Source organism: Pseudomonas sp. PA-5-4B, from assembly GCF_021606215.1.
Lineage (GTDB): Bacteria > Pseudomonadota > Gammaproteobacteria > Pseudomonadales > Pseudomonadaceae > Aquipseudomonas > Aquipseudomonas edaphica.
In genome coordinates, this window is the sequence record NZ_WKDB01000023.1 from 56,465 (window position 1) to 79,936 (window position 23,472).

Annotated in this window: 23 protein-coding genes; 11 read left to right on the forward strand and 12 right to left on the reverse strand. The window is 61.8% G+C overall.

The annotated features are described in order from the left end of the window. Positions 1-10: 10 nt before the first annotated feature. The 11 genes from GIW28_RS13630 to GIW28_RS13680 form a co-directional block, all read right to left on the reverse strand. The gene (locus tag GIW28_RS13630) at positions 11-1,150 is read right to left on the reverse strand and encodes a DUF1120 domain-containing protein (protein WP_236446477.1); all 1,140 of its coding nucleotides are present in this window, start codon (positions 1,148-1,150) and stop codon (positions 11-13) included. A gap of 11 nt (positions 1,151-1,161) precedes the next feature. Continuing rightward, entirely contained in the window at positions 1,162-3,615 is a 2,454-nt protein-coding gene (locus GIW28_RS13635; RefSeq protein ID WP_236446479.1) for a fimbria/pilus outer membrane usher protein, read from the reverse strand. A 128-nt stretch (positions 3,616-3,743) separates the two neighbouring features. After that, the gene (locus tag GIW28_RS13640; RefSeq protein WP_099548442.1) at positions 3,744-4,448 is read right to left on the reverse strand and encodes a fimbria/pilus chaperone family protein; all 705 of its coding nucleotides are present in this window, start codon (positions 4,446-4,448) and stop codon (positions 3,744-3,746) included. Between the two features lie 33 nt (positions 4,449-4,481). After that, positions 4,482-5,168 (reverse strand): DUF1120 domain-containing protein, encoded by a 687-nt coding sequence (locus GIW28_RS13645; protein WP_017135191.1) that lies wholly within the window; start codon positions 5,166-5,168, stop codon positions 4,482-4,484. 3 nt (positions 5,169-5,171) lie between these two features. Next, entirely contained in the window at positions 5,172-5,789 is a 618-nt protein-coding gene (locus GIW28_RS13650; RefSeq protein WP_017135190.1) for a DUF1120 domain-containing protein, read from the reverse strand. Between the two features lie 11 nt (positions 5,790-5,800). Next, the gene (locus GIW28_RS13655) at positions 5,801-6,421 is read right to left on the reverse strand and encodes a DUF1120 domain-containing protein (RefSeq protein WP_017135189.1); all 621 of its coding nucleotides are present in this window, start codon (positions 6,419-6,421) and stop codon (positions 5,801-5,803) included. A 33-nt stretch (positions 6,422-6,454) separates the two neighbouring features. Then, positions 6,455-7,093 carry a DUF1120 domain-containing protein gene (locus GIW28_RS13660; RefSeq protein WP_236446481.1) on the reverse strand — a complete coding sequence of 213 codons (639 nt, stop codon included), beginning with the start codon at positions 7,091-7,093 and terminating at the stop codon, positions 6,455-6,457. Between the two features lie 28 nt (positions 7,094-7,121). Then, positions 7,122-7,751, reverse strand: a complete 630-nt coding sequence (locus GIW28_RS13665; RefSeq protein ID WP_099548446.1) for a DUF1120 domain-containing protein — start codon at positions 7,749-7,751, stop codon at positions 7,122-7,124. A 29-nt stretch (positions 7,752-7,780) separates the two neighbouring features. Next, complete coding sequence (locus GIW28_RS13670; protein ID WP_236446483.1) at positions 7,781-8,410, reverse strand: DUF1120 domain-containing protein; 630 nt, start codon at positions 8,408-8,410, stop codon at positions 7,781-7,783. A gap of 15 nt (positions 8,411-8,425) precedes the next feature. Next, the gene (locus GIW28_RS13675; protein WP_026013538.1) at positions 8,426-9,049 is read right to left on the reverse strand and encodes a DUF1120 domain-containing protein; all 624 of its coding nucleotides are present in this window, start codon (positions 9,047-9,049) and stop codon (positions 8,426-8,428) included. Between the two features lie 15 nt (positions 9,050-9,064). Beyond that, on the reverse strand, positions 9,065-9,688 hold the full coding sequence (locus GIW28_RS13680; RefSeq protein ID WP_099548450.1) for a DUF1120 domain-containing protein: 624 nt from the start codon (positions 9,686-9,688) through the stop codon (positions 9,065-9,067). A 394-nt stretch (positions 9,689-10,082) separates the two neighbouring features. Between GIW28_RS13680 and GIW28_RS13685 the strand changes: the two genes are divergently transcribed. From GIW28_RS13685 to dacB, 7 genes are all read left to right on the forward strand, one after another. After that, positions 10,083-10,901, forward strand: a complete 819-nt coding sequence (locus GIW28_RS13685) for a response regulator (RefSeq protein ID WP_017135184.1) — start codon at positions 10,083-10,085, stop codon at positions 10,899-10,901. A gap of 199 nt (positions 10,902-11,100) precedes the next feature. Beyond that, a complete protein-coding gene (locus tag GIW28_RS13690; protein ID WP_017135183.1) occupies positions 11,101-11,736 on the forward strand; it encodes a response regulator transcription factor in 636 nt (211 codons plus the stop codon). 90 nt (positions 11,737-11,826) lie between these two features. Continuing rightward, complete coding sequence (locus GIW28_RS13695) at positions 11,827-12,297, forward strand: nuclear transport factor 2 family protein (RefSeq protein ID WP_010212931.1); 471 nt, start codon at positions 11,827-11,829, stop codon at positions 12,295-12,297. 37 nt (positions 12,298-12,334) lie between these two features. Beyond that, a complete protein-coding gene (locus tag GIW28_RS13700) occupies positions 12,335-12,610 on the forward strand; it encodes a GIY-YIG nuclease family protein (protein WP_236446484.1) in 276 nt (91 codons plus the stop codon). 75 nt (positions 12,611-12,685) lie between these two features. Continuing rightward, complete coding sequence (locus tag GIW28_RS13705) at positions 12,686-13,621, forward strand: glutathione S-transferase family protein (protein ID WP_236446487.1); 936 nt, start codon at positions 12,686-12,688, stop codon at positions 13,619-13,621. A 109-nt stretch (positions 13,622-13,730) separates the two neighbouring features. Then, the gene (locus GIW28_RS13710; RefSeq protein WP_138452890.1) at positions 13,731-16,145 is read left to right on the forward strand and encodes a TonB-dependent siderophore receptor; all 2,415 of its coding nucleotides are present in this window, start codon (positions 13,731-13,733) and stop codon (positions 16,143-16,145) included. A 137-nt stretch (positions 16,146-16,282) separates the two neighbouring features. After that, a complete protein-coding gene (gene dacB, locus GIW28_RS13715; protein ID WP_026013537.1) occupies positions 16,283-17,740 on the forward strand; it encodes a D-alanyl-D-alanine carboxypeptidase/D-alanyl-D-alanine endopeptidase in 1,458 nt (485 codons plus the stop codon). 1 nt (position 17,741) lies between these two features. Here dacB and GIW28_RS13720 read toward each other — a convergent pair whose 3' ends face one another. Further along, on the reverse strand, positions 17,742-18,521 hold the full coding sequence (locus GIW28_RS13720; RefSeq protein WP_017135179.1) for an IclR family transcriptional regulator: 780 nt from the start codon (positions 18,519-18,521) through the stop codon (positions 17,742-17,744). Between the two features lie 120 nt (positions 18,522-18,641). On the opposite strand from GIW28_RS13720, the gene hmgA reads away from it, so the two are divergent. The 4 genes from hmgA (at position 18,642) to GIW28_RS13740 (ending at position 23,371) form a co-directional block, all read left to right on the forward strand. Beyond that, positions 18,642-19,925, forward strand: a complete 1,284-nt coding sequence (hmgA, locus tag GIW28_RS13725) for a homogentisate 1,2-dioxygenase (RefSeq protein WP_017135178.1) — start codon at positions 18,642-18,644, stop codon at positions 19,923-19,925. A gap of 3 nt (positions 19,926-19,928) precedes the next feature. Then, positions 19,929-21,215 (forward strand): fumarylacetoacetase, encoded by a 1,287-nt coding sequence (gene fahA / locus GIW28_RS13730; RefSeq protein ID WP_138451815.1) that lies wholly within the window; start codon positions 19,929-19,931, stop codon positions 21,213-21,215. A gap of 12 nt (positions 21,216-21,227) precedes the next feature. Next, a complete protein-coding gene (gene maiA / locus GIW28_RS13735) occupies positions 21,228-21,863 on the forward strand; it encodes a maleylacetoacetate isomerase (protein WP_017135176.1) in 636 nt (211 codons plus the stop codon). A gap of 137 nt (positions 21,864-22,000) precedes the next feature. Then, positions 22,001-23,371, forward strand: a complete 1,371-nt coding sequence (locus GIW28_RS13740) for an MFS transporter (protein WP_236446489.1) — start codon at positions 22,001-22,003, stop codon at positions 23,369-23,371. Positions 23,372-23,472: the final 101 nt, after the last annotated feature.

The following is a 23,472-nucleotide window of genomic DNA, read 5'->3' on the forward strand; positions in this document are numbered from 1 at the left end:
GCAGTGACGGTTACGGGTACACGATCTCGAGGGTGCCGGAACCATTGATCAGCACCACCTCACGCAGGTCCAGGCTTTGCATGGGTGCCAGGTAAGTCTTTATACGTACCGTGCCGGTCAGGGCCTGGATGGCGACAGGGCCTGTGGTGACGCCGGTTTTGTCGGTAAAGCCCAGCAGGCTGTTGGCGGCCATGGGGATTTGCCGGGCTGTGGAACTGCTCCACGCCACGCCGTTGCTGGTGGAGTCGGTGCGGTACAACGTGGGCCAGGTATCGGCGCTGAATTCCGCCGGGTCGACAGTCAGGTAAAAACGCCCGATTTTGTTGCGGCTGGCATCCAGGTCCAGGCCATAGGCGGTTTCATCGGTGCCACCGGTGGCCGACCCGTCGCGGTTATCAAACATGCGCAGGGCAAAGCGTGCCGGCGCGTCGCAGGTCACGCTCAGGCGCAGGGAGCGGGTCGGCAACGGTGTCTCGTTGGTGGCGCTCAAGTCCTTGGCGTACAAGGTGCCGTAGTCCACCACGCCGTGGTCGGACAGCGTCGGCAGGCAGGCGATGGGCGCAAAGTGCGCGCGCAGTGTCAGTTCCCGGTAACGCCCGTGCTTTGCGCCGTACAACGTCCCGGTGGTTTCCCAGGTGGTGGCATCGCGCACCTGCGTGGCGGCGAGGTCGGCCCAGGCGCGCAGGGTCAGTTGCAGCGACAGGGTTTTACCCATGAGCACTGCGCCTTGTTCGACCGGTGCTATGCCGTGGCCGGGGCGCCACTCCAGCACGTTGCCATTGGTAACGGGCGCCTGGCCGTCGGCGGGCAGCAAACCCAGTTCAACGCTGCGGCCGTCGAGCACGGCGTTGCCGACTTCGATGGCATAACTGCCGTGCTCGGTAAATTGCAGGCGTTGCGGGTCTGTGGCCAGGGCGCGGTAGAACAGGCTGAGGTCTTCAGCTTGTGGGCAATTGACGATCACGCTCAGGCGCCGTTCGCCGAGCAGGCGTTGCGCCGCGCTGTCGTTTTGAGCCAGGCGGCTCATCACGCCGAAATCCACCAGTGCTTCGCTGACGTTGAGTTGGCATTCCTCCAAGGCCTGGGCAGTGCCGGCTACGCCGATCAGCAGCCACAGGCACAGTTGACGCATATAAGGTGTGATGGGCATGGCGGTCATCCTCAAGGCAGGTTGCAACGTGCGGGAGCGGTTTCGAAGTACACCGCCGGGTCGGCTTTTTCCGGCAGTTCGTAGCGCAACTCGCAACGCCCGCTTTGCGGCGTGGTTATCCACAACGTCGGCTGTTCCAGCACATTGGGCAGAAACACCTGGCTGCCGTCCTGCACCAAGGTGACGAATTCGCCACTGGCAGTGCTGACGGAGGCGCCCGCAGGCAGCGGCACGCCCTGGTCGTTGCTGACGGTAAGCAGCACGCGACGGGTCAGGCCGACGCCAAATTCGACGCGGTCCACCGCGCCACGCCCGGCCGAGATCATCGCCAGGCCGTTATTGATATCGGCATTGCGCGGCAGTGAGCGTGTCTGCACTTCAACCGGGCTGCGCCCGTATGCGGCAACTTGCGGCACTACGGCCTGGCCCTGCCAGTCGGTCCACACCGGGCCGCTGGGGGTGCTGAGCTTAATGCCGCTCATGTCGCCGACCGACACCACGGCAAAGGTGTCGCGCACCGGGTAGGGCGAAAAGGTCACGCCGTCGCCGTGCAGCACCACACCGCCACGAGCGCCGCCCTGGTAGCTCGAACGCTCGGCGTCGGAGCGGCTGTAGCTGAAATCGAGCTGGCTGTAGCGCGGCAGTGCCGAGACGCCTACGGAGGTTTCCACCTGATGGTCACTGCTGTCGTGTTCGGCGCTGACGCGGTAGCTGAGTTGGTCGTCGATCTGTTCGGTCAGGCCCAGGCCGGTACGGTTTTCACCGCCGGAATTGCGCACCCAGCTGCGTAGCCTGCGGCTCTCGCCCAGCGGTACGCTGATGTTGAGATAGACGGCGTTGTCTCGCTGCTCGCGGCCGCCCATTTGCCACTCGGCACTGGCCGACAACGACACGGCGCCGATACTGGTACCCCAGGACGCCAGCGCGCGGCTGCTGCTGTCACCGGCAAAGTTGGATGAGCGCGAAACCCCGGCACTGAAGGCGCCCAGCAGCGGATGCGACCAACCCAGGTTGAGGCTTTGCTGGTCGCGATAGCGGGAGTTGCGACGGCTGTCATTACTCTCATGGCTGTGGTCGCGCTCATAGGTGCTTTCTTCGAGTTCGCGGTAGCCGATGCTGCGCCAGGAGTTGGCGGCGCTGACCGACCACTGTTCGCTCAAGCGCTGGGACCATGACAGGTCGGTCTGTACACCCGAGACTTTTTCCCAGCCCTGGGTGTTGGACAGTTGGGTTGACAGCTGGATCTGGCTATCAAGCCACGGCAACCAGCCCAGGCTGGCGCCTACCGAACGGTATTCGCTGGCGGCCAGCACGCCACTCCCCAGTGTCAGTTGCGGGTGCAAGGCGCCGGTCCAGCCGGCACTCACCACCCAAGGATCATCACCCCTGGCGTCACCCACATTGCGCACTCGGCCTGCGGCCACGGAGTAGCCCGGTGCCGGCAACCCGAGGCCAAGCATGGCGGCGGGCACGGTGAAACGTCGCTCACCGCCAACACTTTCCTTGACCGTGACTTCGACATCCGAGCGCGTGTTCAACCGACGTACATCGTTCAAGGTGAAAGGCCCGGCAGGCACCACGGTGGAGTGAATCAGTGCTCCGTTCTGACGTACTTCCACTTGCGCCGGGCTGTTGGCGATACCTTGGATCTGCGCGCCCTGACCCTGTTCTTGAAGTGCATGTTCGGTCAGCACCTGCACGCCGGTGATCTGCGCACCGGAGAGCACCGGGTTGTAGAGGTTGATCTGCCCGGCCTGCAGCACCGCCTGGTGGCTGGCGAAGGTGCGTTGCGCGTAGGCCTCCAGATGCGTACTGCGCGACAGGCCATCCTGCCAGGTCTGCACCTGGCGGCTGCGCACGATCCAGTCGCCGGCGTTGAACCCGACTTCGGTATTGGCCGAGCCAAAGCGGCTGGCGTCATCGCCGAAGCGGTTGTAAAAACCGCTGAGGTCATAGTTGAGCAGCCCGGCAAAACCGCCGGTTTCATACCCTGAAATATCCTGCTGCACAGGGCGCAGGGCTTCGGTGGGCACCACCAGTGACACCGTCAGTGTCGCCGGGTCCGGCTCCACCAGGGTTTGTGGATACTGCGCGAGAAAATCCCGGCAGCCTGGCGTCTCGCTGGGCGTCACCAGGTCAGCGGCGTCCAGCAAGGCGCGGTCCAGGCACAGGTTGCCCTGTTGATCGAAGGTCAGATCCTGTCGGCCACGGCGTTGGCCGTTGACCCGCAGGTTAACGGTGTGCCGCCCGGCAGCGAAGCGCGGTGCTGCCAGCAACAGGCTGGCCAGCTGTGGGTCAATGCCACGCTGATGCAAGGTCTGGGCGTCGAAGCCAACCGGGCTGGAATCGTCGGCCCAAGCCTTGTCGGGCACGAGGGCACACAGTAACAACACCAGCGGCAAGGTCTGGCAGACGGGGGTATCGGACACGGCTTCGCCGTCACGGTAACTCAATACTGTTTTCACGCAAGGTACTCGAGTAGTGAGTGCACTGGCCCCCGTTGTGTCGGGGATTCCAGGCGCTCTGGTGACGGTCAATAAGCCGTCACTTCGTTATCCAGGTGCCGGTCTGTCACGACACCTGTGGTTGTCAGTCAGAGGGTGATAGGGGCGTCGTAGGCCTTGACCGCAAACCCATACACCGTGGCCGGCTGCAGACGCACCGTTCTGGCCTGGCCACCGCTGGCTGGTACGCTCAAAGCTTCGCCCGGCAGCACATAGGTACGCGGCAGCATTGCCCTGCCGTCACCGGGCAACAGCAACAGCTCCTGTGCAAGGCGCACCACATAAGGCGTGTCGTTGCGCACCTGTAATTGGCCGTCGCGCAGCGTCCAGGTCAGGTCGGTCCAAGGGGTGCGGTTCGGCGCAAGGCCCTTGGGGTGCACGATCACGGGCAGGTTCTGGCGCACGGTCACGCCCACACGGGCGTGACCGGCGGCGGTGGCGGCGCGACCTTGGGGCATGCCTTCGAACACTGCCCGTTTAAGCCGCTGGGTCAGCAACGGCTTCTGGTTTTGCAGAATGAAGCGCACCAGCTGGGTTTTGGACGCTTCTACCCGAGACAGCGGCGGTGTCACCACCAACAGCGGCTCGGTGTCTTCAGGAATGTCCTGCAAGGTCACATGCAGCAGCGCGAGCTGGCTGTCGGTATTGGTCACCGACACCGCCGCTTCGCCTTCGGCTTCATGCACGATCACCACGGAGGTGTCCGGGACCATGCCGTCGGCTTTGACTTGATTGCCAAGGATCAGCAGCAGGGCGACAAGGCCCACCACGGTGTTTGAGAATGACGTCGTCATGATGGGGTTTCCATTAGGCCAAAAGGGGGGCGGTCAGAGGTAGCGCAGGTCCAGGACAATGGCGCCGTCGAGCGGGACTTCCTGGTCCAGGGTCAGGTACTGCGAAAAATTGATGGCGGTGCTCACCTGAACCTGGACGGTCAACTGGCCGATGAAATCCGGTTGGCGGTCCCCGACTGGCGCAAAGGCCATATGCGCGCGCGGGTAAGCGTTGGGCTCCTGTGACCAGGTTTCGCCGTTGTCGTTGGACGCCAATACCTGCATGGGCTGCGCATCGCCCACTGCGTTGCGATAGGACAATGCCACGGATCCCAGGCGCTCCTCTGGGACGTGGATGTTCCTGCCCAGCCCGTAGAAATAATCGGGTGCCGACGAGGAGTCGGCGCGATTATCAATACCTACCAGCGCAAACAACATGGGCCTGGCGCACTGCACGCGCAGATCGAGCATCTGGATAGGCAGCACGGTGAATTCGTCGGCGTTGAGGCTATGGGAAGGAATCTTGCCGTGATCGACGGTGCCTTCATTAGTCAGCTCGACATGGCAGGCGTCCGGCGTTATCCGGCCGGTTACCGTGAGGTCGACGGTCGACGCCGCGTGGGCGTTGACTAAGGTGGCCAGGCAGAGGAGCAGCGCAGCCACGCAACGGCCAACGGTGTTCAGTACCGGCACAGGTAGGCGCAGCCCATGCCCGGCGGTAGTCAAGGGATGGGCGGCCATGGGTTACAGGTACTTCACTTCAACGGTGGCCGAGCCATCGATGGTTACCTCATTGCTGAGGTCCAGGCTGGCGGCGGCATTGATGATAGTGAGCACTTCCAGATCGACGCTCAGGTTTTGGATCGGCAGCGGCTGGGTGTCGTCGCTCATCGACGCTGCCGCCATGTACATGCTCGGCTCCCAGAATTTTTCGGAGTACCAGGTTTTGCCCTGGTCCATCGATGCGATGGGTTGAACGGTCACGCCGTCGGCAACCATGCCGCGCCAAGTGAGGGAGAAGTGGCCCAGCTTCTGGGTTTCGTTGATAAAGCCCAGGCCGAAGTCCGTGGTTAGACCTGAGGCTGCGCGGTTATCGATGGGGTGCAGAGCAAACTGGATCGGCGCGTCACAGTCGACGGTCATCGACAGGGTATGCACGCCAATCGCGGTGCCCCGGTCCGGGTTCAGGTCCTTGGCAGACACTTTGCCGTGGTCGATCATGCCACCGCCGGACAGGCTGGGCGTACAGGCGCTGGGCACAATCAGGCCTTTGACGGTCAGGTCGACGCTGCTGGCGGCAAAGGCATTGGCCGAACTGAGCAGCAGTGCGCTGACGGCCAGGGTGGTCAATCGAGTGTTCATCGGGAGGTTCCTTAGAGGTAATTGACTTGCACGGTGGCGTGACCGTCGATAGGCACATCGTCGGTCAGCGTCAGGCTGCTGGCGGGCGCAATGTGGGTGATCAGGCGTATCTCGGCGTCCAGTTCCTGGATCGCAATCGGCACCACGCCGTCGTTGTCGGCGACCGCCGTCAACACGGTATGGCTGAGCATCACTGAAGGCATCCAGGTGACGCCGCCATCCCGTGAGGTGATGGTGCGCACCGGTACGCCGTCGGCCACCGGCTGGTAGAGACCAAGCCCGGCATCGCCGAGTTTTTCATCGCTGGGGGTCAGGCCCAGGCCGTGCCAACTGAAGTGGCTGGCGGTGGTGCCGGCGCGGTTGTCGATGGTATTCAAGGTAAAAAACGTCGGCCCTTCGCAGCGCACGCTCAAGAGCATGGTTTCTCTGGGCAGGTCGGTGTAGGTATCAGCGTTGAGGTCCTTGACCGACACCTTGCCGAAGTCGACATTGCCGCCGCCGGAAACCACTGGCGCGCAGGCGCTGGGCGTGATGATGCCCTTGACGGTAAGGTCCAGGCTGCTGGCGGCCAGCGTGAGAGACGAGGTGCCCAACAACAGGGCGGCCAGGGGCGCCGCTCTTAAGTAAGTCATCGTTTAAACCTTCCTTAGTAAGAGGATGAGGGGTTACAGGTACATCACTTCCAAGGTGGCGGAGCCATCGACAGGTTGTTCCTGGGTCAATGTCAGGCCACTGGAAGGGGCGATAGTGGGGTGAACCACCAGGTTGCTGGTCAGTGCCTTGATCGCGATGGGCGCCCAGGTGCCACTTGCGTTGTTGCCGAAGGCGGCGAGCCTGCCGCGCATCCAGATGGCGTCCTCACTGTTCTCGCTCCAGGTGGCGCCGTTGTCGCTGGAAGCCAGCTTGCTGACCGGCAGGTTGTCGGCGAGGTAGTTGGTGATAATGATCACGTAGTCGCCGACCCGCTCTGTTTCGTTGATGAACCCTAGGCCATACGAGTAATTGTTGGGGCTACTGGCTGAGCCGGCGCGGTTATCCACACCATTGAGTGCAAACAGCGTGGCGGCCTCGCAGCTGAGGTTGAATGGCAAGGTAGTGGGCGGTAACGGAGTAGCCTGGTTTTCTTGCAGGTCCTTGGCGGCGATCTTTCCGTAGTCGGCAACACCGCCTTGGGCCAGTGCCGGGGTGCAGGCGCTGGGGGTAATCAGCCCCTTGACGGTCAGATCGATGCTGCTGGCGGCGAATGCTGGGCCGGCGCAGATCAGCAACAATGTCGCGGCGATGGGAGTGAGGAGGCTAGCCATGGGTCACATCCTGTGATGTTAGAGGGGGTTACAGGTATTTCACTTCAATTGTGGCGGAGCCATAGATGGGGACCTCAGTGGTCAGGTCCATCCCGGCAGTTGGAGCGATAAGGGTTTGCACCTTGAGATCGGCCGTCACCAGCCGGACTGGGGTGGGCGCCCAACTGCCTGTCGAACGATCGCCAAACGAAGCGAGGTAGGCGGCTGGCCAAGTGTCACCTGGGATATTTTCCTGCCAGGTGAGGCCGTTATCGGAGGACTCAATCACGGAGATCGCTGCGTTGTCGGCTATAGGATTGCCGAAGGTCAGGGAGTACCCGCCCAATTTTTGGCCGCTGACCAGGCCCAGGCCATACCTGTTCATCGGGTCATGGGAGTCGCCTACATTATCGATGCCCTTGAGGGCCACCAGAGTTGGCGCCTCGCAGGTTATCGCCAGTTGCAGCGTGTGATTGCCGATGACCGTCCAATTGTCCGGCTTTAAATCCTTGGACGCGATTTTGCCGTGGTCGATGACCCCACCGCTTGAAAGGCTGGGGGCACAAGCGCTGGGTGTGATCAGCCCCTTGACGGTCAGATCGATGCTGCTGGCGGCGAATGCTGGGCCGGCGCAGATCAGCAACAATGTCGCGGCGATGGGAGTGAGGAGGCTAGCCATGGGTCACATCCTGTGATGTTAGAGGGGGGTTACAGGTATTTCACTTCAATTGTGGCGGAGCCGTAGATGGGGACCTCAGTGGTCAGGTCCATCCCGGCAGTTGGAGCGATAATGGTTTGCACCCAAAGCCCCGCAGTCACTTGCTGGACCGGTGCCGGCGCCCAACTGCCGGTCGAGCGATCGCCAAACGAAGCGAGGTCGGCGGCTGGCCAGACGTCTCCTGGGTAAATTTCGCGCCAACTGAGGCCGTTATCCCGGGACCCAATCACGGAAATCACCGCGCCATCCGCCATTGGGTTATCTAGTGCCAGGGTGTACCCGCCGAGTTTTTTGCCGCTGACCAAGCCCAGGCCGTAGGCGTTGCTCGAGTCGTAGGCGCTACCTTGATTGTCGATGCCCTTAAGGGCCAGCAGGGTGGGGGCATCGCAGGTGATCGCCAGTTGCAGCGTGTGATTGCCAAGCAACGTGTAGCCGTCCAGCCTTAAGTCTTTGGCGGCTACTTTGCCGTGGTCGATGACCCCGCCGCTTGAAAGGCTGGGGGCACAAGCGCTGGGTGTGATCAGCCCCTTGACGGTCAGGTCCACACTGCTGGCGGCGAACACTGACGAGGCGCTTGTGAGCAACAGCGCAGCGCTGAGCAGGGACAGCGAAGTCTTCATTTCAAAGGTCTCCATTTACAGGTACATGACTTCAAACGTTGTGGAGCCGTCCAGCGCCACTTCGTTGGCCAGGCTCAAGCCGTTGGCAGGCGCAACGGCGGTGTGCACGGTGATGTCCATGAGCGCGTCCTGCACGGGGTGCGGGGCCCAGCCGGAATCGCCACGGCTGCCCAGGGCCACCAACATATCGTCTTCTACGGGGTCCTCTGGATAGAGCGGCGCCCAGTCGCGCTGTTCGTACTGGTAGAGCAAGGTCGAAGGCGTTTCGGCGACGGGGTTGCTGAACATCAGTTGATACCCGCCGAGCTTTTCTGTGCCGTTGGCCAGGCCCAGGCCGTAGGAGCCTCGGCCAATGGTTGAAGAACCGGCTCGATTGTCGATGGGGTTGATGGCAAACAGCGTCGCCGCCTCGCAGTTCACGCTCAACTGCAATGTCTGGTCCTCAAGCCAGGTGTGGCTGTCGGGGTTCAGGTCTTTTGCTGCGATTTTTCCGTAGTCCACGGCGCCCGGCAGGTTGGGAGTGCAGGCGCTGGGGGTGATCAAACCCTTGACGGTCAGGTCCACGGAACTGGCGGCGAAGGCGGATGAGGTAATGGCGAGCAACAGCGCGCTGCTCAACAGGGGCAGGCAGGTCTTCATTTGGGAAATATCCATTTACAGGTACTTCATTTCAAAGGTCGCAGAGCCGTCGATTACCACTTCGCTGGTCAAGGTCAGGTTTCTTGCCGGTGCAATTGAGGTGTACAGCGTCATGTCCATGATCGCGTCTTTTATCGGGTGGGGTGCCCAACCGCTGTCGCCCCGGCTGCCCAGCGCCACCAGATCGTTGGGGGCGATGGCGTCATCTGTAAGGATCTCCGTCCATCGGCCCTCGGAGTTGAACATCGCAATCAGAGTGGAGGGCGTTTCGGCGGTGGGGTTGGTGAACGTCAGCTGATATACGCCGAGCTTCTGGTTTCCGTTGATCAAACCCAGGCCAAAGGCGGCGCCGTGAGCGGCTGAACCGGCTCGATTGTCGAGGGGGTGGATTGCAAACAGTGTCGCCGCGTCGCAATTGACGCTCAGTTGCAGGGTCTTTCTCTCAAGCGGCGTATAACTGTCTAGGCTCAGGTCTTTTGCCGCGATTTTTCCAAAATCGACGTCACCTGGCAGGTTGGGTGTGCAGGCGCTGGGCGTGATGATGCCCTTGACGCTGAGGTCGACGCTGCTGGCGGCGAACACCGATGAGTTCATGGCGAGCAGCAGGGCACTGCTCAGCAGGGATACAGAGATCTTCATTTCATTTGTTCCATTACAGGCTGGCAGATTGAGGCGCGTGCGGGGCCACGTCCGACCCGGTATGAACGGGTGGTTGGCCAAGCGGCGGTCTCGGTGTTTATTGGCTGTTGCCTGGGAGTGGCAAGCCGACCCTCTTTGGGGTGGGCACAATTTAGCGAGGGGGGCGAGCAGGGGAAATACAACTAATACGACATTGGCAGGGCGGTGTGAAGGCGATGATTCAGGGGGGATTTTCGTAGTTGTTGTATGGGCTTTGGTTAACTCGAAAGGTTATTTGTTTTTGGCCGATAGCATTCAGAAGAATGCGTCGACCATTGCTGCATGATAGGCCTCAAGAGCTATTGCATCAGTGCTGCGGATTGCTGCTGGATCAATAGTTGCGATAGAGGTACTGATGGGTTCGCTGGTAGGTTCAACAGCAGGAGCGAGCCACAACCTGAAGCCGCCAACCCTTCCCCCGTTTCATTGGCGGCAGTTGAGTGTGCTGGTTGTGGATGATCATTCTGCCTACCGCCTGTTGTTGGGTGGTTTGTTGCAGAAACTGGGGCTGGGGCACGAGACGGCCGCCGACGGCTACCTCGGGCTGGTGGCCTTTACCACCCGACCCTTCGACCTGGTAATCAGCGATTGCCAGATGCCCTTCATGGACGGTTACAGTATGGCCCGCGCCATTCGCCAGCATGAGTGCGATACCGGGATGAGGCGAGTGCCGATCATTGCCTTGACCGCTAACCTGCAAAATGACAGTCCCAAGCGTTGCCGCGATGCCGGCATGGATGCCTGGTTGCTCAAACCCTTGACCCTTGAACAATTGCATGCGGTGTTGGTGCGCTGGTTGCCTGGCGTGGATGATCGGTATGTCGAACAGGCGGCCATTGTACCGCTCGCCGGCTGGCCAACGCGTGCCACGTTGGTCGCGACGTTTGGCAGCGAGCCTGTCGTCGATCAATTGTTGGAAACCCTGCTGTTCGAGGCGTGGGAGGACCATCGTTTGTTACGCCATGCCTGTGCGACGTTGAACGCATCATTGACAGCTGAACGCCTCCATCGCTTGGTGGGCAGCCTGGTGTTTTTGGGCGGCACCGGCCTTGAACCCATGGCGGTGAGGCTGATTGAGCAGGTCCGGTCCCAGGGCGTTGCTGCGCACAAGGTGCAATTGGAATTGTTCCTGGCTCGGTTGTACGTCTATCTCGAGTACCTGTCCGATGTCTGAGGAGTGGTGTTTTCACTGAGCGTTTGCAATCCGACGATCTAGTTTTGGCTGTAGGTTTTTTCCTGTTGTTATGTAGGCAAAAAAATGTGAACGAGTGAACATTGGGGTTGGCTGTAAGCGGCTGTTTGTTAGCGGTTGTTGATGAGCGCCGGCGGGGGTATTTTGCGCGGATTCAAGTTGCCATCATTCGTGGGAATTTATGCTTCGAGTAATTATTGCTGACGATCACCCCATTGTTCGTATCGGGCAGAAAGTCGTGATTGAGGCGCATGGCCGCTGCAAAGTGGTCGCGGAGGCCGATGGACCCGATCAATTGCTCGACGTGTTAAGTACGACGCCGTGCGACTTGCTCATCACCGACTTCGCCATGCCCGGCGGTCAGCAGGCCGATGGCTACGGGCTGTTGAGCCTGCTGCACCGCCAGTATCCGAAGTTGCCGGTGATTCTGGTGACCATGTTCGCCAGCGTCGCCACCCTGCGCGCTTCCTTCGCCCATGGTGCCAAGGCAGTGGTGGCTAAAAGTGCTTCGGCCAAGGAGCTGCCCCTGGCGATCAAGGCCGTGTGTGCCGGCCAGACGTTCGCCAGTGAATCCCTGCGGGTGCAAATGGTCGAGGCGGGCACGGGCGATCAGTCCCAGGAGCCGCAATTATCCGGCAAGGAGCGCGAGGTGGTGCGCATGCTGGCCAGCGGCATGACCGTCAGCGAGATCGCGGCACAGGTCAATCGCAGCATTTCCACGATCAGCAAGCAGAAAAGCACGGCCATGCAACGGCTGAGTATTTCCACCGATGTTGACCTGTTCGCCTATGCTCGCAGTGTTGGGATGGTGCCGTAGGCTCATCATTTGCGTGGCGAATGTCAGTAGCCAGCGCAGCGTGGGCAGCTTATCGTGCGGCTATTCTTTCGACGCCTGCGGAGCCTGCCCATGAGTGATGCCCATAACGCCCTGATCACCGAGTTCTACAGTGCTTTCCAGCGCCTGGACGCCGAAGCCATGGCCGCCTGCTACACCGACGACGTGGTGTTCAGCGACCCGGCCTTTGGTGAGTTGCGCGGGCGCGACGCCGGGGACATGTGGCGCATGCTCACCACGCGGGCCAAGGATTTCTCCCTGACCTTCGACCATGTGCGCAGTGATGACAGCACGGGCAGTGCGCATTGGGTGGCGACCTACCTGTTCAGCGCCACGGGCAATACGGTGGTCAACGATATCGGTGCGCGGTTTGTGTTTCGCGATGGCAAAATCTGCGAGCACCACGACCACTTCGACCTGTGGCGTTGGTCGCGCCAGGCGTTGGGCTTGAAGGGCTTGTTGCTGGGCTGGTCGCCGGCATTGAAGAACGCCGTGCGTGCCCAGGCGCTTAAAGGCTTGAAGGCATTTCAGGCCGGTCGTTGATAAGATTGGCGTTCTTTTGGTTTGCAGCAATCGTCCCGTGACTGAACTTCCTGAACCCAAACCCTGGTTCGTCTACCTGGTGCGTGCCGCCAATGGTTCGCTGTATTGCGGCATCAGCAATGACCCGGTGCGCCGCTTTGCCTCCCACCAGAGCGGCAAGGGCGCACGGTTTTTTCTGTCCAGCCCGGCCGTGGCGCTGGTGTACACCGAGCAGTGTGCTTCCAAGGGAGAGGCGCTGCGTCAGGAGCGGCTGATCAAAAAACTCAAGAAAAGCGCCAAGGAATTCCTGGCGGCGAGTGGCTCATTGATTTGATTGATAGGTTCTCATCGTCCCCACGCACGGTTTTGCAGGCTAAGCTGGCGGCTCACCTATCGAGCGGAGCCTGGCATGTCTGAGTTGATCCTGCACCATTACCCGACCTCACCCTTTGCAGAAAAAGCCAGGCTGCTGCTCGGTTTCAAGGGGTTGTCCTGGCACTCTGTACACATATCACCCGTCATGCCCAAACCCGACTTGACAGCCTTGACCGGCGGCTACCGGAAAACCCCGGTACTGCAAGTCGGCGCCGATATCTATTGCGACACTGCCCTGATCGCGCGTCGCCTTGAGCAGGAAACGTCCTCGCCGGCGCTGTTCCCGTTGGGCCAGGAAATGATCACGCAGACGTTCGCCACCTGGGCCGACAGCGTTGTGTTCGCCCATGCCGTCAGCCTGGTATTCCAGCCGGAGTCAGTGGCGGTGCGCTTTGGCAAATTGCCGCCGGAAGCGATCAAAGCGTTTATCGCTGACCGCGCCGCGTTGTTCAGTGGCGGCACGGCCAGCAAGCTCCCGGCCGAGCTGGCCAAGCACCAATGGCCGGCGATCATGGCGCGTCTGGAGTTCCAGCTGCAGCACGCGCCGGGAGACTTTCTGTTCGGTGAACCGTCGATTGCCGACTTTGCCTTGGCCCACCCGATGTGGTTCCTCAAAGCCACTCCCGTGACGGCTCCATTGGTGGATGCTTATCCGGCCGTCTTGGCTTGGCTGGCGCGGGTGCTGGGTTTTGGTCACGGCAGTGCGAGTCAAATGACGGCGGAGCAAGCATTGGCGATTGCCCGTAATGCCACGCCTGCGGCATTGCCGGATGACGAGTTCGAGGACTTGAATGGTTTCAAGGCGGGTCAGTCGGTAACGATTGCGGCCATTGATTACGGGGTTGATCCCGTTGCCGGTGAGCTGCTGTTCGCTGGCCGTGAAGAGCTGATCCTGCGCCGTACCGACGAGCGTGCTGGCACTGTTCACGTGCACTTCCCACGCATGGGCTTTCGCATTCAGGCGCAATAAATAAAAATATTTGCAAACAAAGGTGAGGTAAATCGCCCGCCCATCCGTGTAGTGTTTGAAACTGCGAGCTATTCGCATTAACAGCGTTTTCTACACGGGTTCTCACAGCATGAAGTCGACGGCGGGCGGTTGGGTAAAACAGTGGCTGGGAGCCTCGGTATTGGCGGCATCAGGCCTGGCGTTGCTGCCTCTGGCGATTGCGCAGGCGCAGGAGCAACAAAGCGCGCAGTTCAATTTTGCCCTGGCAGCCAAGCCGCTGCCCCAGGCGCTGAGCGATTTCAGCCGGGTCACCGGCATCAGTGTGATCTACACCGACGAAGCGCCCTATGGTCTCAATGCCCCGGCGATCAGCGGGCAGATGAGTGCCACCCAGGCCCTGCAACGGCTGCTCGGCAACTCAGGCTTTACCTTCCGCCAGATCGACGCCCGCACTCTGGCGCTTGAGCCTGTGCCCACCGATGGCGCAGTCAACCTGGGCGCCACCACCATCAGCGGCGCGAGCCAAGCCCAGGACACCACCAGCTATCAGCCACCGCCCACCAGCTCGGTGATGCGCTCCCACGGCCTGCTGCTGGAAACCCCGCAAACCGTCAACGTCGTGCCGGCCCAAGTGCTGCGTGACCAACAGCCGCGCAACCTGGATGACGCCCTGGGCAATATCAGTGGCATCACCCAGGCCAACACCCTCGGCAGCACCCAGGACGCGGTGATGCTGCGCGGTTTTGGTGACAACCGTAACGGCTCGATCATGAAGGACGGCATGCCCGTGGTGCAGGGCCGGGCGCTGAACGCCACCGCCGAGCGCGTCGAAGTGCTCAAAGGCCCGTCGTCTTTGCTGTATGGCATCCAGGACCCGGGCGGCGTGGTCAATATCGTCAGCAAGAAGCCCGAGCTGGTGCAGTCCACCTCGTTGACCGCGCGCGGCTCGACCTTTGGTGATGGCAAGAACGGCAGCGGCGGCAACCTCGACACCACCGGCCCGATTGGTGACAGCGGCCTGGCCTATCGCCTGATCGTCGACCACGAAGACGAAGATTACTGGCGCAACTTCGGCACCCACCGCGAAACGTTGGTGGCGCCGTCGCTGGCCTGGTACGGCGACACCACCAAAGTGGTGTTCGCCTATGAGCACCGCGAATTCCTCTCGCCGTTCGACCGTGGCACCGCCATCGACCCCAAGACCAACCACCCGTTGAACATCCCCGCGACCCGTCGGCTGGATGAGCCGTTCAACAATATGCAAGGCCGCTCCGACCTGTATCGCCTGGAAGTCGACCACGACTTGAACGACGACTGGAAAGCGCACTTCGGCTACAGCTGGAACCGCGAGACCTACGACGCCAGCCAGGTGCGCGTAGTCAAGGTCAACACCAACGGCACCCTGACCCGCAGCATGGACGGCACCCAGGGTGCGCTGACCACCGACCGCTTCGCCACCACCAGCCTGGAAGGCAAGGTCAATGTCGGCGGCATGCAGCACGACCTGGTGTTCGGGCTCGACGACGAGTACCGCAAGATCTACCGCGCCGACCTGATTCGCCAGGCGCCGCGTGGTGTCTTCAACTATAACGATCCGGTGTACGGCAACGAAGTCGCGGGCACCAAAGTCAGCGCGCCGGACAGTAACCAGACCGACCTGCTGCGCAGCGATTCGCTATTCTTCCAGGACGCCATCCACCTCAATGACCAGTGGATTCTGGTCGGCGGTGCGCGCTACCAGATGTACGACCAATACGCCGGCAAAGGCGTGCCGTTCACCGCCAACACCGATGGCAACGGCCAGAAGTGGGTGCCGCGTGCCGGCCTGGTGTATCGCTACACCGATCAATTGTCGTTCTATGGCAGCTACACCGAGTCGTTCAAACCCAACTCCACCATCGCGCCGTTGGCGAACAAAAGCGTATTGGATGGCAGCCTGGAACCGGAGCAGTCCAAAGCCTGGGAGCTGGGCACCAAACTCGACATACCGGGGCGTATAACCGCCAGTGCGGCGCTGTTCAATATCGAAAAACGCAACGTGCTGGTGCAGGTCGGCGACGGTTTGGCAGCGGTCTACAGCGTGGCGGGCAAAGTGCGTTCCCGTGGCCTTGAGCTGGACGCCAGCGGCCAGTTGACCGACAACTGGAGCCTGATCGGCAGTTACGCCTACACCGACGCCGAGGTCACCGAAGACCCGACGCTCAAAGGCAATCGCCTGCAAAACGTGGCAAAAAACACCGCTTCGTTGTCGGCCGTGTATGACTTCGGCAGCATCTTGGGTGGTGACCAGCTGCGTGTGGGCGCCGGCGCGCGTTACGTGGGCGAGCGGGCCGGGGACGCGGCCAACAGCTTCGAGCTGCCGAGCTACACCGTGGCCGATGCCTTCGCCAGCTACGACACCAAAATCGACGGGCAGAAGGTCAAGTTCCAGCTCAACGTGAAGAATCTGTTCGATCGCACTTACTACACCTCGTCGGTGAACACGCAGTTTGTGTCCATCGGCGATGCGCGGCAGGTGTCGGTTTCCAGCACCCTGCAGTTCTAAGACCCGCGCCCTGGTGTGGCTGAGGGAGCAAGTTCCCTCACCACAACAGGCCCGATCCCACAGCAGCCCCGCTCGCCACAACGGCAATGAGCTGGTAGCGTTGCCGCCACTGAAGGCTTTGCGGGAAAACGGTACTGATGCAGTTGGGTCGATGGATACACACCAGCGCGATGCTGGTGGGCTTGAGTTTGTTACTGGGCGGTTGCGCCACGCCTTCGAAGACGGCCACCGGGCACAGCCTCGACCAGTTGCTGGCCGACCCGGCGCTGCACGGCGCCTCGGTCTCGCTGATGGTGCGGGACGCCAACAGTGGCGCCACGCTGTATCAGCACAACCCGCGCACGCGGCTGGTGCCGGCTTCCAACCTCAAACTGCTGACCACGGCCGCGGCCATGGATGTGCTTGGGCCGCAGTACCGTTTCGCCACGCAACTGCTGAGCAACGGCATTCGCCAGGGCGACCGCTTGACCGGCAACCTGTACCTGCGCGGCCTGGGTGACCCGACCATTCAGTTCGCCGATTACCAGGCGTTGGCGGCGCAGTTGGCCAGCCAGGGCGTGCGTCAGGTGCAGGGCGACCTGGTGTTTGACGACACCTGGTTTGACGCCGAGCGGCTGGGCGTCGACTGGTCCCATGACGATGAAACCACCTACTACGGCGCACAGATTTCGGCGCTGACCGTGTCGCCCAATACCGATTTCGATGCTGGCAGCGTGCTGGTCACCGCCAAGGCGCCAGCGCGGGCCGGGCAGCCTGTGAGTGTCGACATCTTCCCGCCAACCAACTACCTGCAACTGAGCAACCGCGCGGTCAGCGGGCCGGGCAACACCTACGGGATCAACCGTCGCCATGGCACCAACCTGCTGCAGCTCAGTGGGGCCGTGGCGCCGGGGCGACAGAGCGAGCAGTTGGTGAGTGTCTGGGAGCCAACGCAACTGGTGGCCAACCTGTTCGAGCAAGCGCTGGCGCAGCAAGGCATCACAGTGCTTGGCCGTCGAGTGATGGGCGGTGCCAGCCCGGTTGCGGTGACGGTACTGGCCGAGCACAAGTCGGCGCCGTTGCAGGAATTGATTACGCCGCTGCTCAAACTTTCGAACAACAACATGTCCGAAGCCTTGCTCAAGGCGATGGGCCGCCAGACAGCCAACAGTGGCACGGCGGCGGCGGGTGCGGTGGCGGTGGCCGGGTTTCTCAAGCGCCAGGGGCTGGATACGGCGACATTGAGCCAGGTCGATGGTTCGGGGCTGTCGCGGCGTAACCTGGTGTCGTCGCAAAACCTCACCGACCTGCTGCTGGCCGCGAGTAAACAGCCGTGGTTCAACGCCTGGTACAACGCGCTGCCGATCGCCGGCAACACCGACCGCATGACCGGCGGCAGCCTGCGGTATCGCCTGCGCGGCACACCGGCCGAGAACAACCTGCATGCCAAGACCGGCTCCATGGGCGGCGTGTCGTCCTTGAGCGGTTACATCACCGATAGCAAGGGGCGCAAGCTGGTGTTCTCGATGCTGAGCAACAACTACGTGGTGGGCGGCGCGCAGGTCAAAGCCGTGGAAAACCGCGTGGCGCTGGCTTTGTCAGGCTGGGACGAGTGATTCAGGGCTGATAGCCCATGCGCCAACTCACTGCCCGAGTCGCCGCCAGCAAGTGCTGCGCCGCCGGGCCGTCTTCATCGGCATGGAACAGTGAGGTGGGGCCGACCACGGTCATCACCGCCGCGACGTGCCCGACCGCATTGAACACCGGCGCCGACAACGCATCCACGCCGGGCATCAGCAAACCATGCACAAAGTGCAGGCCACGGCTGCGGATCTGTTCGCAGGCGCTGGCGTAAGCCTCGTCGTCCGCCAGGGCATGGGCAGTCCCGGCCTGAATCTCGCGTTCGCGCAATTCCACGGTTTCCCGCGACGGTAAATAGGCGCTGAACACCAGCCCGGTGGACGAGCTGAGCAGTGGCAGCACCGAACCCAGCTGCGTCACCACGGTGACGGCGCGCACCGCCGGCTCGATCTGCACCACGGTCGCGCCCTGGTTGCCCCACACCGCCAAAAAGCAGGTTTCATTCAATTCATCGCGCAGCTCTGCCAGCGGCATCGCGCCGACTTTCAACACATCCATGCTGCCCAGCGCTGCCAAACCTACGCGCAAGGCCTCGCGACCCAAGCCGTAATGGTTGGTGGCGGCGTTCTGCTCGGCGAAGCCCGAGGCGATCAGTGCCTGCAAATAGCGGTGGACCTTGCTCGCCGGCATCTGCACATGGTCGGCCAGGCGCGACAGCGAAGTGGCCGGGGACAGCTCGGCCAGCGCCTTGAGGATATCGGTGCCCACTTCGGCCGAGCGGACTTTCTGTTTACCGGTGTCGCGGGGCTTTTCCATGGAAGGGCGAGAATCCGAGAGATGAATGGGCGTCTTTATAGCTTGACGGTCGATAGTGATCAAATTACGTTATGCGTAACTGGATTACGATAAAAACAACTTCCGCACAGAGGATGATCCATGAACCTCGAATACCTGTCGGGCTTCGGCAATGAATTCGCCAGCGAAGCCCTGCCCGGCGCGCTGCCCGTCGGCCAGAACTCCCCGCAAAAAGCCCCCTACGGCCTGTACACCGAATTGTTCTCCGGCACCGCCTTTACCATGGCGCGCAGCGAAGCCCGCCGCACTTGGCTGTACCGCATTCAGCCATCAGCCAACCACCCGGCGTTTATCAAGCTGGAACGGCAATTGGCCGGTGGGCCGTTGGGCGCGGTGACGCCGAATCGCTTGCGCTGGAACCCGCTGGATAGTCCAAGTGAGCCGACCGACTTTGTCGACGGCCTTGTAGGCATGGTCGCTAACTCCGGGTCGGAAAAACCCTCAGGCATCAGCATCTACAACTACCGCGCCAACCGTTCCATGGAGCGGGTGTTCTTCAACGCCGATGGCGAACTGTTGATCGTCCCCGAGCAGGGCCGTCTGCGTATCGCCACCGAATTGGGGGTGCTGAACGTTGAGCCACTGGAAATCGTGGTGCTGCCCCGTGGTTTGAAATTTCGCATCGAACTGTTGGATGCGCAGGCTCGCGGCTATGTCGCGGAAAACCATGGTGCGCCACTGCGCCTGCCAGACCTTGGGCCGATCGGCAGTAACGGCCTGGCTAACCCGCGTGACTTCCTCACGCCGGTTGCGCACTACGAAGACAGCAAAAAGCCGACCACGCTGGTGCAGAAATTCCTCGGCGAACTCTGGGCTTGCGAACTGGACCATTCGCCGTTGAACGTAGTCGCCTGGCACGGCAATAACGTGCCGTACAAGTACGACCTGCGCCGCTTCAACACCCTCGGCACGGTGAGTTTCGATCACCCGGACCCGTCGATTTTTACCGTATTAACCTCGCCCACCAGTGTGCACGGCTTGGCCAACCTCGACTTCGTGATCTTCCCGCCGCGCTGGATGGTGGCCGAGAACACCTTCCGTCCGCCGTGGTTCCATCGCAACCTGATGAACGAATACATGGGCCTGATCCAGGGCGCCTACGACGCCAAGGCCGAGGGTTTCCTGCCGGGTGGCGCGTCGCTGCACAGCTGCATGAGCGCCCATGGCCCGGACGGCGAGACCTGCACCAAAGCCATCAACGTGGACCTGGCGCCGCACAAGATCGATAACACCATGGCCTTCATGTTTGAGACCAGCCAGGTGCTGCGCCCGACACAGTTCGCCCTTGAGTGCCCACAACTGCAACCTTCCTACGACGCGTGCTGGGCCTCGCTGCCCGCCACCTTCAACCCGAACCGGAGATAACCGATGACTCAGCCAACCTTTACCCGCAGCTGGGTAGCCTCCGCCAACGGCCACCGCGATTTCCCCTTGCAGAACCTGCCGCTGGGCGTGTTCAGCATCAATGGCTCGGCGCCGCGCAGTGGCGTGGCGATTGGCGATTCGATTCTCGACCTGCACGCCGCGCTGGATGAGTTCGAAGGTGAAGCACGGCGTGCCGTTGAAGCCACTGCCGGTGGTCAACTGAACGCGTTTTTTGAACTCGGCCGTGGCCCGCGCGTAGCCTTGCGCGAGCGCCTGCTGGAGCTACTCGCCGAGGGCAGCAAGCTGCACACCCGTGAGGCGCAGGTGCTGCACCGCGCGGCTGATTGCCAGATGCATCTGCCGGCAAAAATCAGTGATTACACCGACTTTTATGTGGGCATCGAACACGCGCAAAACGTCGGCAAACTGTTCCGTCCCGACAACCCGTTGCTGCCCAACTACAAGTACGTGCCGATTGGCTATCACGGCCGCGCCTCGACCATTCGCCCCTCGGGCACGGACGTACGTCGGCCTAAAGGCCAGACGCTGCCGGCCGGCCACACCGAGCCCACCTTCGGCCCCTGCGCGCGCCTGGATTATGAGTTGGAACTGGGCATCTGGATCGGCCAGGGCAATGCCATGGGCGACTCGATTGCCATTGGCGACGCCGCCGAGCATATCGCCGGTTTCTGCCTGCTCAACGACTGGTCGGCGCGGGACATCCAGGCCTGGGAATACCAGCCGCTCGGCCCGTTCCTGTCGAAAAGCTTCATCACCAGCATCTCGCCGTGGGTGGTCACCGCCGAAGCCCTGGAGCCGTTTCGCAAAGCCCAGCCGGCGCGCCCCGAAGGTGACCCGCAGCCGCTGCCTTACCTGCTGGACACGCGTGACCAGGCCGCTGGCGGTTTCGACATCGAACTGGAAGTGCTGCTGACCACCGCCGCGATGCGCGAGCAAAACTTGCCGGAACACCGCCTGACCCTGAGCAACACCCAGCACATGTACTGGACCGTAGCGCAAATGGTTGCTCACCACAGCGTCAATGGCTGCCAGTTGCAGGCCGGTGACCTGTTTGGTTCGGGCACTTTGTCCGGGCCGCAGCCGGGGCAGTTCGGCAGCCTGCTGGAAATTACCGAAGGCGGTAAAAAGCCGATCGAACTGGCCTCCGGCGAGGTGCGCAAGTTCCTTGAAGATGGCGACGAAATCATCCTGCGCGCCCGTTGCAGCCGTGAGGGGTTTGCCTCCATCGGTTTCGGCGAATGCCGTGGCACTGTGATCGCAGCACGCTAAGAGGGCAGGGCGATGGAACTCTATACCTACTACCGCTCTACGGCGTCGTACCGGGTGCGTATCGCCCTGGCACTCAAGGGGCTGGACTTTACCGCCGTGCCGGTGAACCTGCTGGTCCCGCCGGGCGGTGCGAATCGCCAGCCGGCTTACCTGGCGATCAACCCGCAGGGCCGCGTGCCGGCGCTGCGTACCGATGAGGGTGAACTGTTGATTCAATCACCGGCAATCATTGAGTACCTGGAAGAGTGTTATCCACAGGCGCCGCTACTCTCCAAGGACTTGGCGACCCGCGCCCATGAACGCGCGGTGGCGTCGATCATTGGCTGCGATATACATCCGCTGCACAACTCCAGCACGCAAAACCTGCTGCGTAAATGGGGGCATGACGAGGCGCAAGTGCTCGAGTGGATCGGGCATTGGATCAGCCAGGGCCTGGGCGCGGTGGAGCAGTTGATTGGGGATGAAGGCTTTTGTTTTGGTGACCAGCCGGGGATGGCGGATGCGTTTCTGATCCCGCAGTTGTACGCGGCTGAGCGCTTCAAGGTGCCGTTGGGCGCGTACCCACGCATTGGACGCGTGGCGGCGCTGGCGGCGCAGCATCCGGCGTTTGTGCAAGCGCATCCGGCCAACCAACCCGACACACCCTAAATCAATGTGGGAGCTGGCTTGCCTGCGATAGCGGCCTATCAGTTGATCATTCGCTGGCTGACACACCGTCATCGCAGGCAAGCCAGCTCCCACAGTTTGATCCGCGTCATCCTTATAAAAATAACAGGTACCTTGCGATGCACAATCAGATTGCCAGCTTTCGCGCGGCACTCGACGCCCGTCCGGTGTCGCGCTACCAGTGGTTGATTCTCCTGTTGCTGGCGTTGCTGCTGGTAACCGACGGCTATGACGCCCAGGTGCTGGGCTACGTAGTGCCGGCATTGGCCAAGGATTGGGGGCTGGAAAAAGCCGCGTTCGGCCCGGTATTCAGCGCCAACCTGTTGGGCCTGACCCTGGGTTCGTTATTGGTAACGCCGCTGGCCGACCGCTTTGGTGTGCGCCGTATCCTGCTCGCCTGCGTGCTGATCTACGCGAGCCTCACCGTGCTGATGGTGTTCGCCAACTCCCTGACCACACTGATGGCCGCGCGGTTTATCTGCGGCATTGGCATGGGCGGCGCGATGCCCAGCGCCATGGCGTTGATGTCGGAATATTCCCCGCCGCGCATGCGTACCTTGATGGTGACCCTGGCCGCCTGCGGCTTCTCGTTCGGTGGCGCGGCGGGTGGGTTTGTAGCCGCAGGTTTTATCGAAGGCTACGGCTGGCAGGCGGTGTTTCTGGCAGGCGGGGTGACGCCGTTGCTGCTGTTCCCCTTCCTGGTGTGGTTGCTGCCGGAATCCTTGCCGCGTTTGCTGCGGGATGCGCCGCCGTATGCGCGACTGCAAAAGGTTACGGCGCGCATGCTGCCCGACTGGCAGCCGCCGCTGGCGAGCGAGGCAGAGAATCTTCAGGAGCAGGGCAGCAAACTCACGGTGGTGGAGCTGTTTCGCAACGGCTACGCGCGTCCGACCATACTGATTTGGGCCACTTTTTTTGTCAGCCTGATCCTGCTGTATTTCATGATCAGCTGGCTGCCGACGCTGTTGCTGGAAAGCGGCCTGACGTTGAAGCAAGCGAATCTTGTGACCTCGATGTTCCTGTTTGCCGGCACTTTGGGCGCCATCGGCATGGCCTGGTTTGCCGACCGCCTGAAAAGCAAAGTGCGGCTGCTATCCGGCGTGCTGGCGGCGGCTGCTGTGTGCACGATTTTGCTCGGGCTGAACCACGACAACCCGCGTTATCTGGTGGCCTGTGTGTTCGCGGCCGGGTTCTGCATTATTGGTGGGCAACTGACCCTCAACGCCTTCGCCAGCAACTTCTATCCGGCGCATGTGCGTGCTACCGGCACCGGCTGGGCGTTGGGCGTGGGGCGCTTTGGTTCAATCCTGGGGCCGTTGTTTGGCAGCATGTTGCTGGCGATGCATATTCCGGTGGAGCAGATTTTCTTCTTCTGTGCGATTCCGGCGGTGATTGCGGCGCTGCTGATCATTCAAGTGCGCTCGCCTGGCTCCAACGCGCCGCAGGGCCCGTTGCACAGCGAAACTCTCAAGGCGCCGGCCAATCATTGATTCAACGCAGATCAAATGTGGGAGCTGGCTTGCCTGCGATAGCATCACTTCGATAGGCCAGGTGTACCGAGTCGTCTGCATCGCAGGCAAGCCAGCTCCCA

What these genes read in the sequence shown, in the direction of transcription:
- GIW28_RS13675 (WP_026013538.1), bottom strand. Translation starts at nt 9,049, where the DNA reads ATGAAGACCTGCCTGCCCCTGTTGAGCAGCGCGCTGTTGCTCGCCATT.
- GIW28_RS13630 (WP_236446477.1), bottom strand. Translation starts at nt 1,150, where the DNA reads ATGCCCATCACACCTTATATGCGTCAACTGTGCCTGTGGCTGCTGATC.
- GIW28_RS13660 (WP_236446481.1), bottom strand. Translation starts at nt 7,093, where the DNA reads ATGGCTAGCCTCCTCACTCCCATCGCCGCGACATTGTTGCTGATCTGC.
- GIW28_RS13705 (WP_236446487.1), top strand. Translation starts at nt 12,686, where the DNA reads ATGTCTGAGTTGATCCTGCACCATTACCCGACCTCACCCTTTGCAGAA.
- GIW28_RS13740 (WP_236446489.1), top strand. Translation starts at nt 22,001, where the DNA reads ATGCACAATCAGATTGCCAGCTTTCGCGCGGCACTCGACGCCCGTCCG.
- GIW28_RS13670 (WP_236446483.1), bottom strand. Translation starts at nt 8,410, where the DNA reads ATGAAGACTTCGCTGTCCCTGCTCAGCGCTGCGCTGTTGCTCACAAGC.
- GIW28_RS13690 (WP_017135183.1), top strand. Translation starts at nt 11,101, where the DNA reads ATGCTTCGAGTAATTATTGCTGACGATCACCCCATTGTTCGTATCGGG.
- GIW28_RS13645 (WP_017135191.1), bottom strand. Translation starts at nt 5,168, where the DNA reads ATGGCCGCCCATCCCTTGACTACCGCCGGGCATGGGCTGCGCCTACCT.
- maiA (WP_017135176.1), top strand. Translation starts at nt 21,228, where the DNA reads ATGGAACTCTATACCTACTACCGCTCTACGGCGTCGTACCGGGTGCGT.
- GIW28_RS13640 (WP_099548442.1), bottom strand. Translation starts at nt 4,448, where the DNA reads ATGACGACGTCATTCTCAAACACCGTGGTGGGCCTTGTCGCCCTGCTG.
- dacB (WP_026013537.1), top strand. Translation starts at nt 16,283, where the DNA reads ATGCAGTTGGGTCGATGGATACACACCAGCGCGATGCTGGTGGGCTTG.
- GIW28_RS13665 (WP_099548446.1), bottom strand. Translation starts at nt 7,751, where the DNA reads ATGGCTAGCCTCCTCACTCCCATCGCCGCGACATTGTTGCTGATCTGC.
- GIW28_RS13695 (WP_010212931.1), top strand. Translation starts at nt 11,827, where the DNA reads ATGAGTGATGCCCATAACGCCCTGATCACCGAGTTCTACAGTGCTTTC.
- GIW28_RS13685 (WP_017135184.1), top strand. Translation starts at nt 10,083, where the DNA reads ATGGGTTCGCTGGTAGGTTCAACAGCAGGAGCGAGCCACAACCTGAAG.
- GIW28_RS13710 (WP_138452890.1), top strand. Translation starts at nt 13,731, where the DNA reads ATGAAGTCGACGGCGGGCGGTTGGGTAAAACAGTGGCTGGGAGCCTCG.
- GIW28_RS13650 (WP_017135190.1), bottom strand. Translation starts at nt 5,789, where the DNA reads ATGAACACTCGATTGACCACCCTGGCCGTCAGCGCACTGCTGCTCAGT.
- GIW28_RS13720 (WP_017135179.1), bottom strand. Translation starts at nt 18,521, where the DNA reads ATGGAAAAGCCCCGCGACACCGGTAAACAGAAAGTCCGCTCGGCCGAA.
- hmgA (WP_017135178.1), top strand. Translation starts at nt 18,642, where the DNA reads ATGAACCTCGAATACCTGTCGGGCTTCGGCAATGAATTCGCCAGCGAA.
- GIW28_RS13655 (WP_017135189.1), bottom strand. Translation starts at nt 6,421, where the DNA reads ATGACTTACTTAAGAGCGGCGCCCCTGGCCGCCCTGTTGTTGGGCACC.
- fahA (WP_138451815.1), top strand. Translation starts at nt 19,929, where the DNA reads ATGACTCAGCCAACCTTTACCCGCAGCTGGGTAGCCTCCGCCAACGGC.
- GIW28_RS13680 (WP_099548450.1), bottom strand. Translation starts at nt 9,688, where the DNA reads ATGAAGATCTCTGTATCCCTGCTGAGCAGTGCCCTGCTGCTCGCCATG.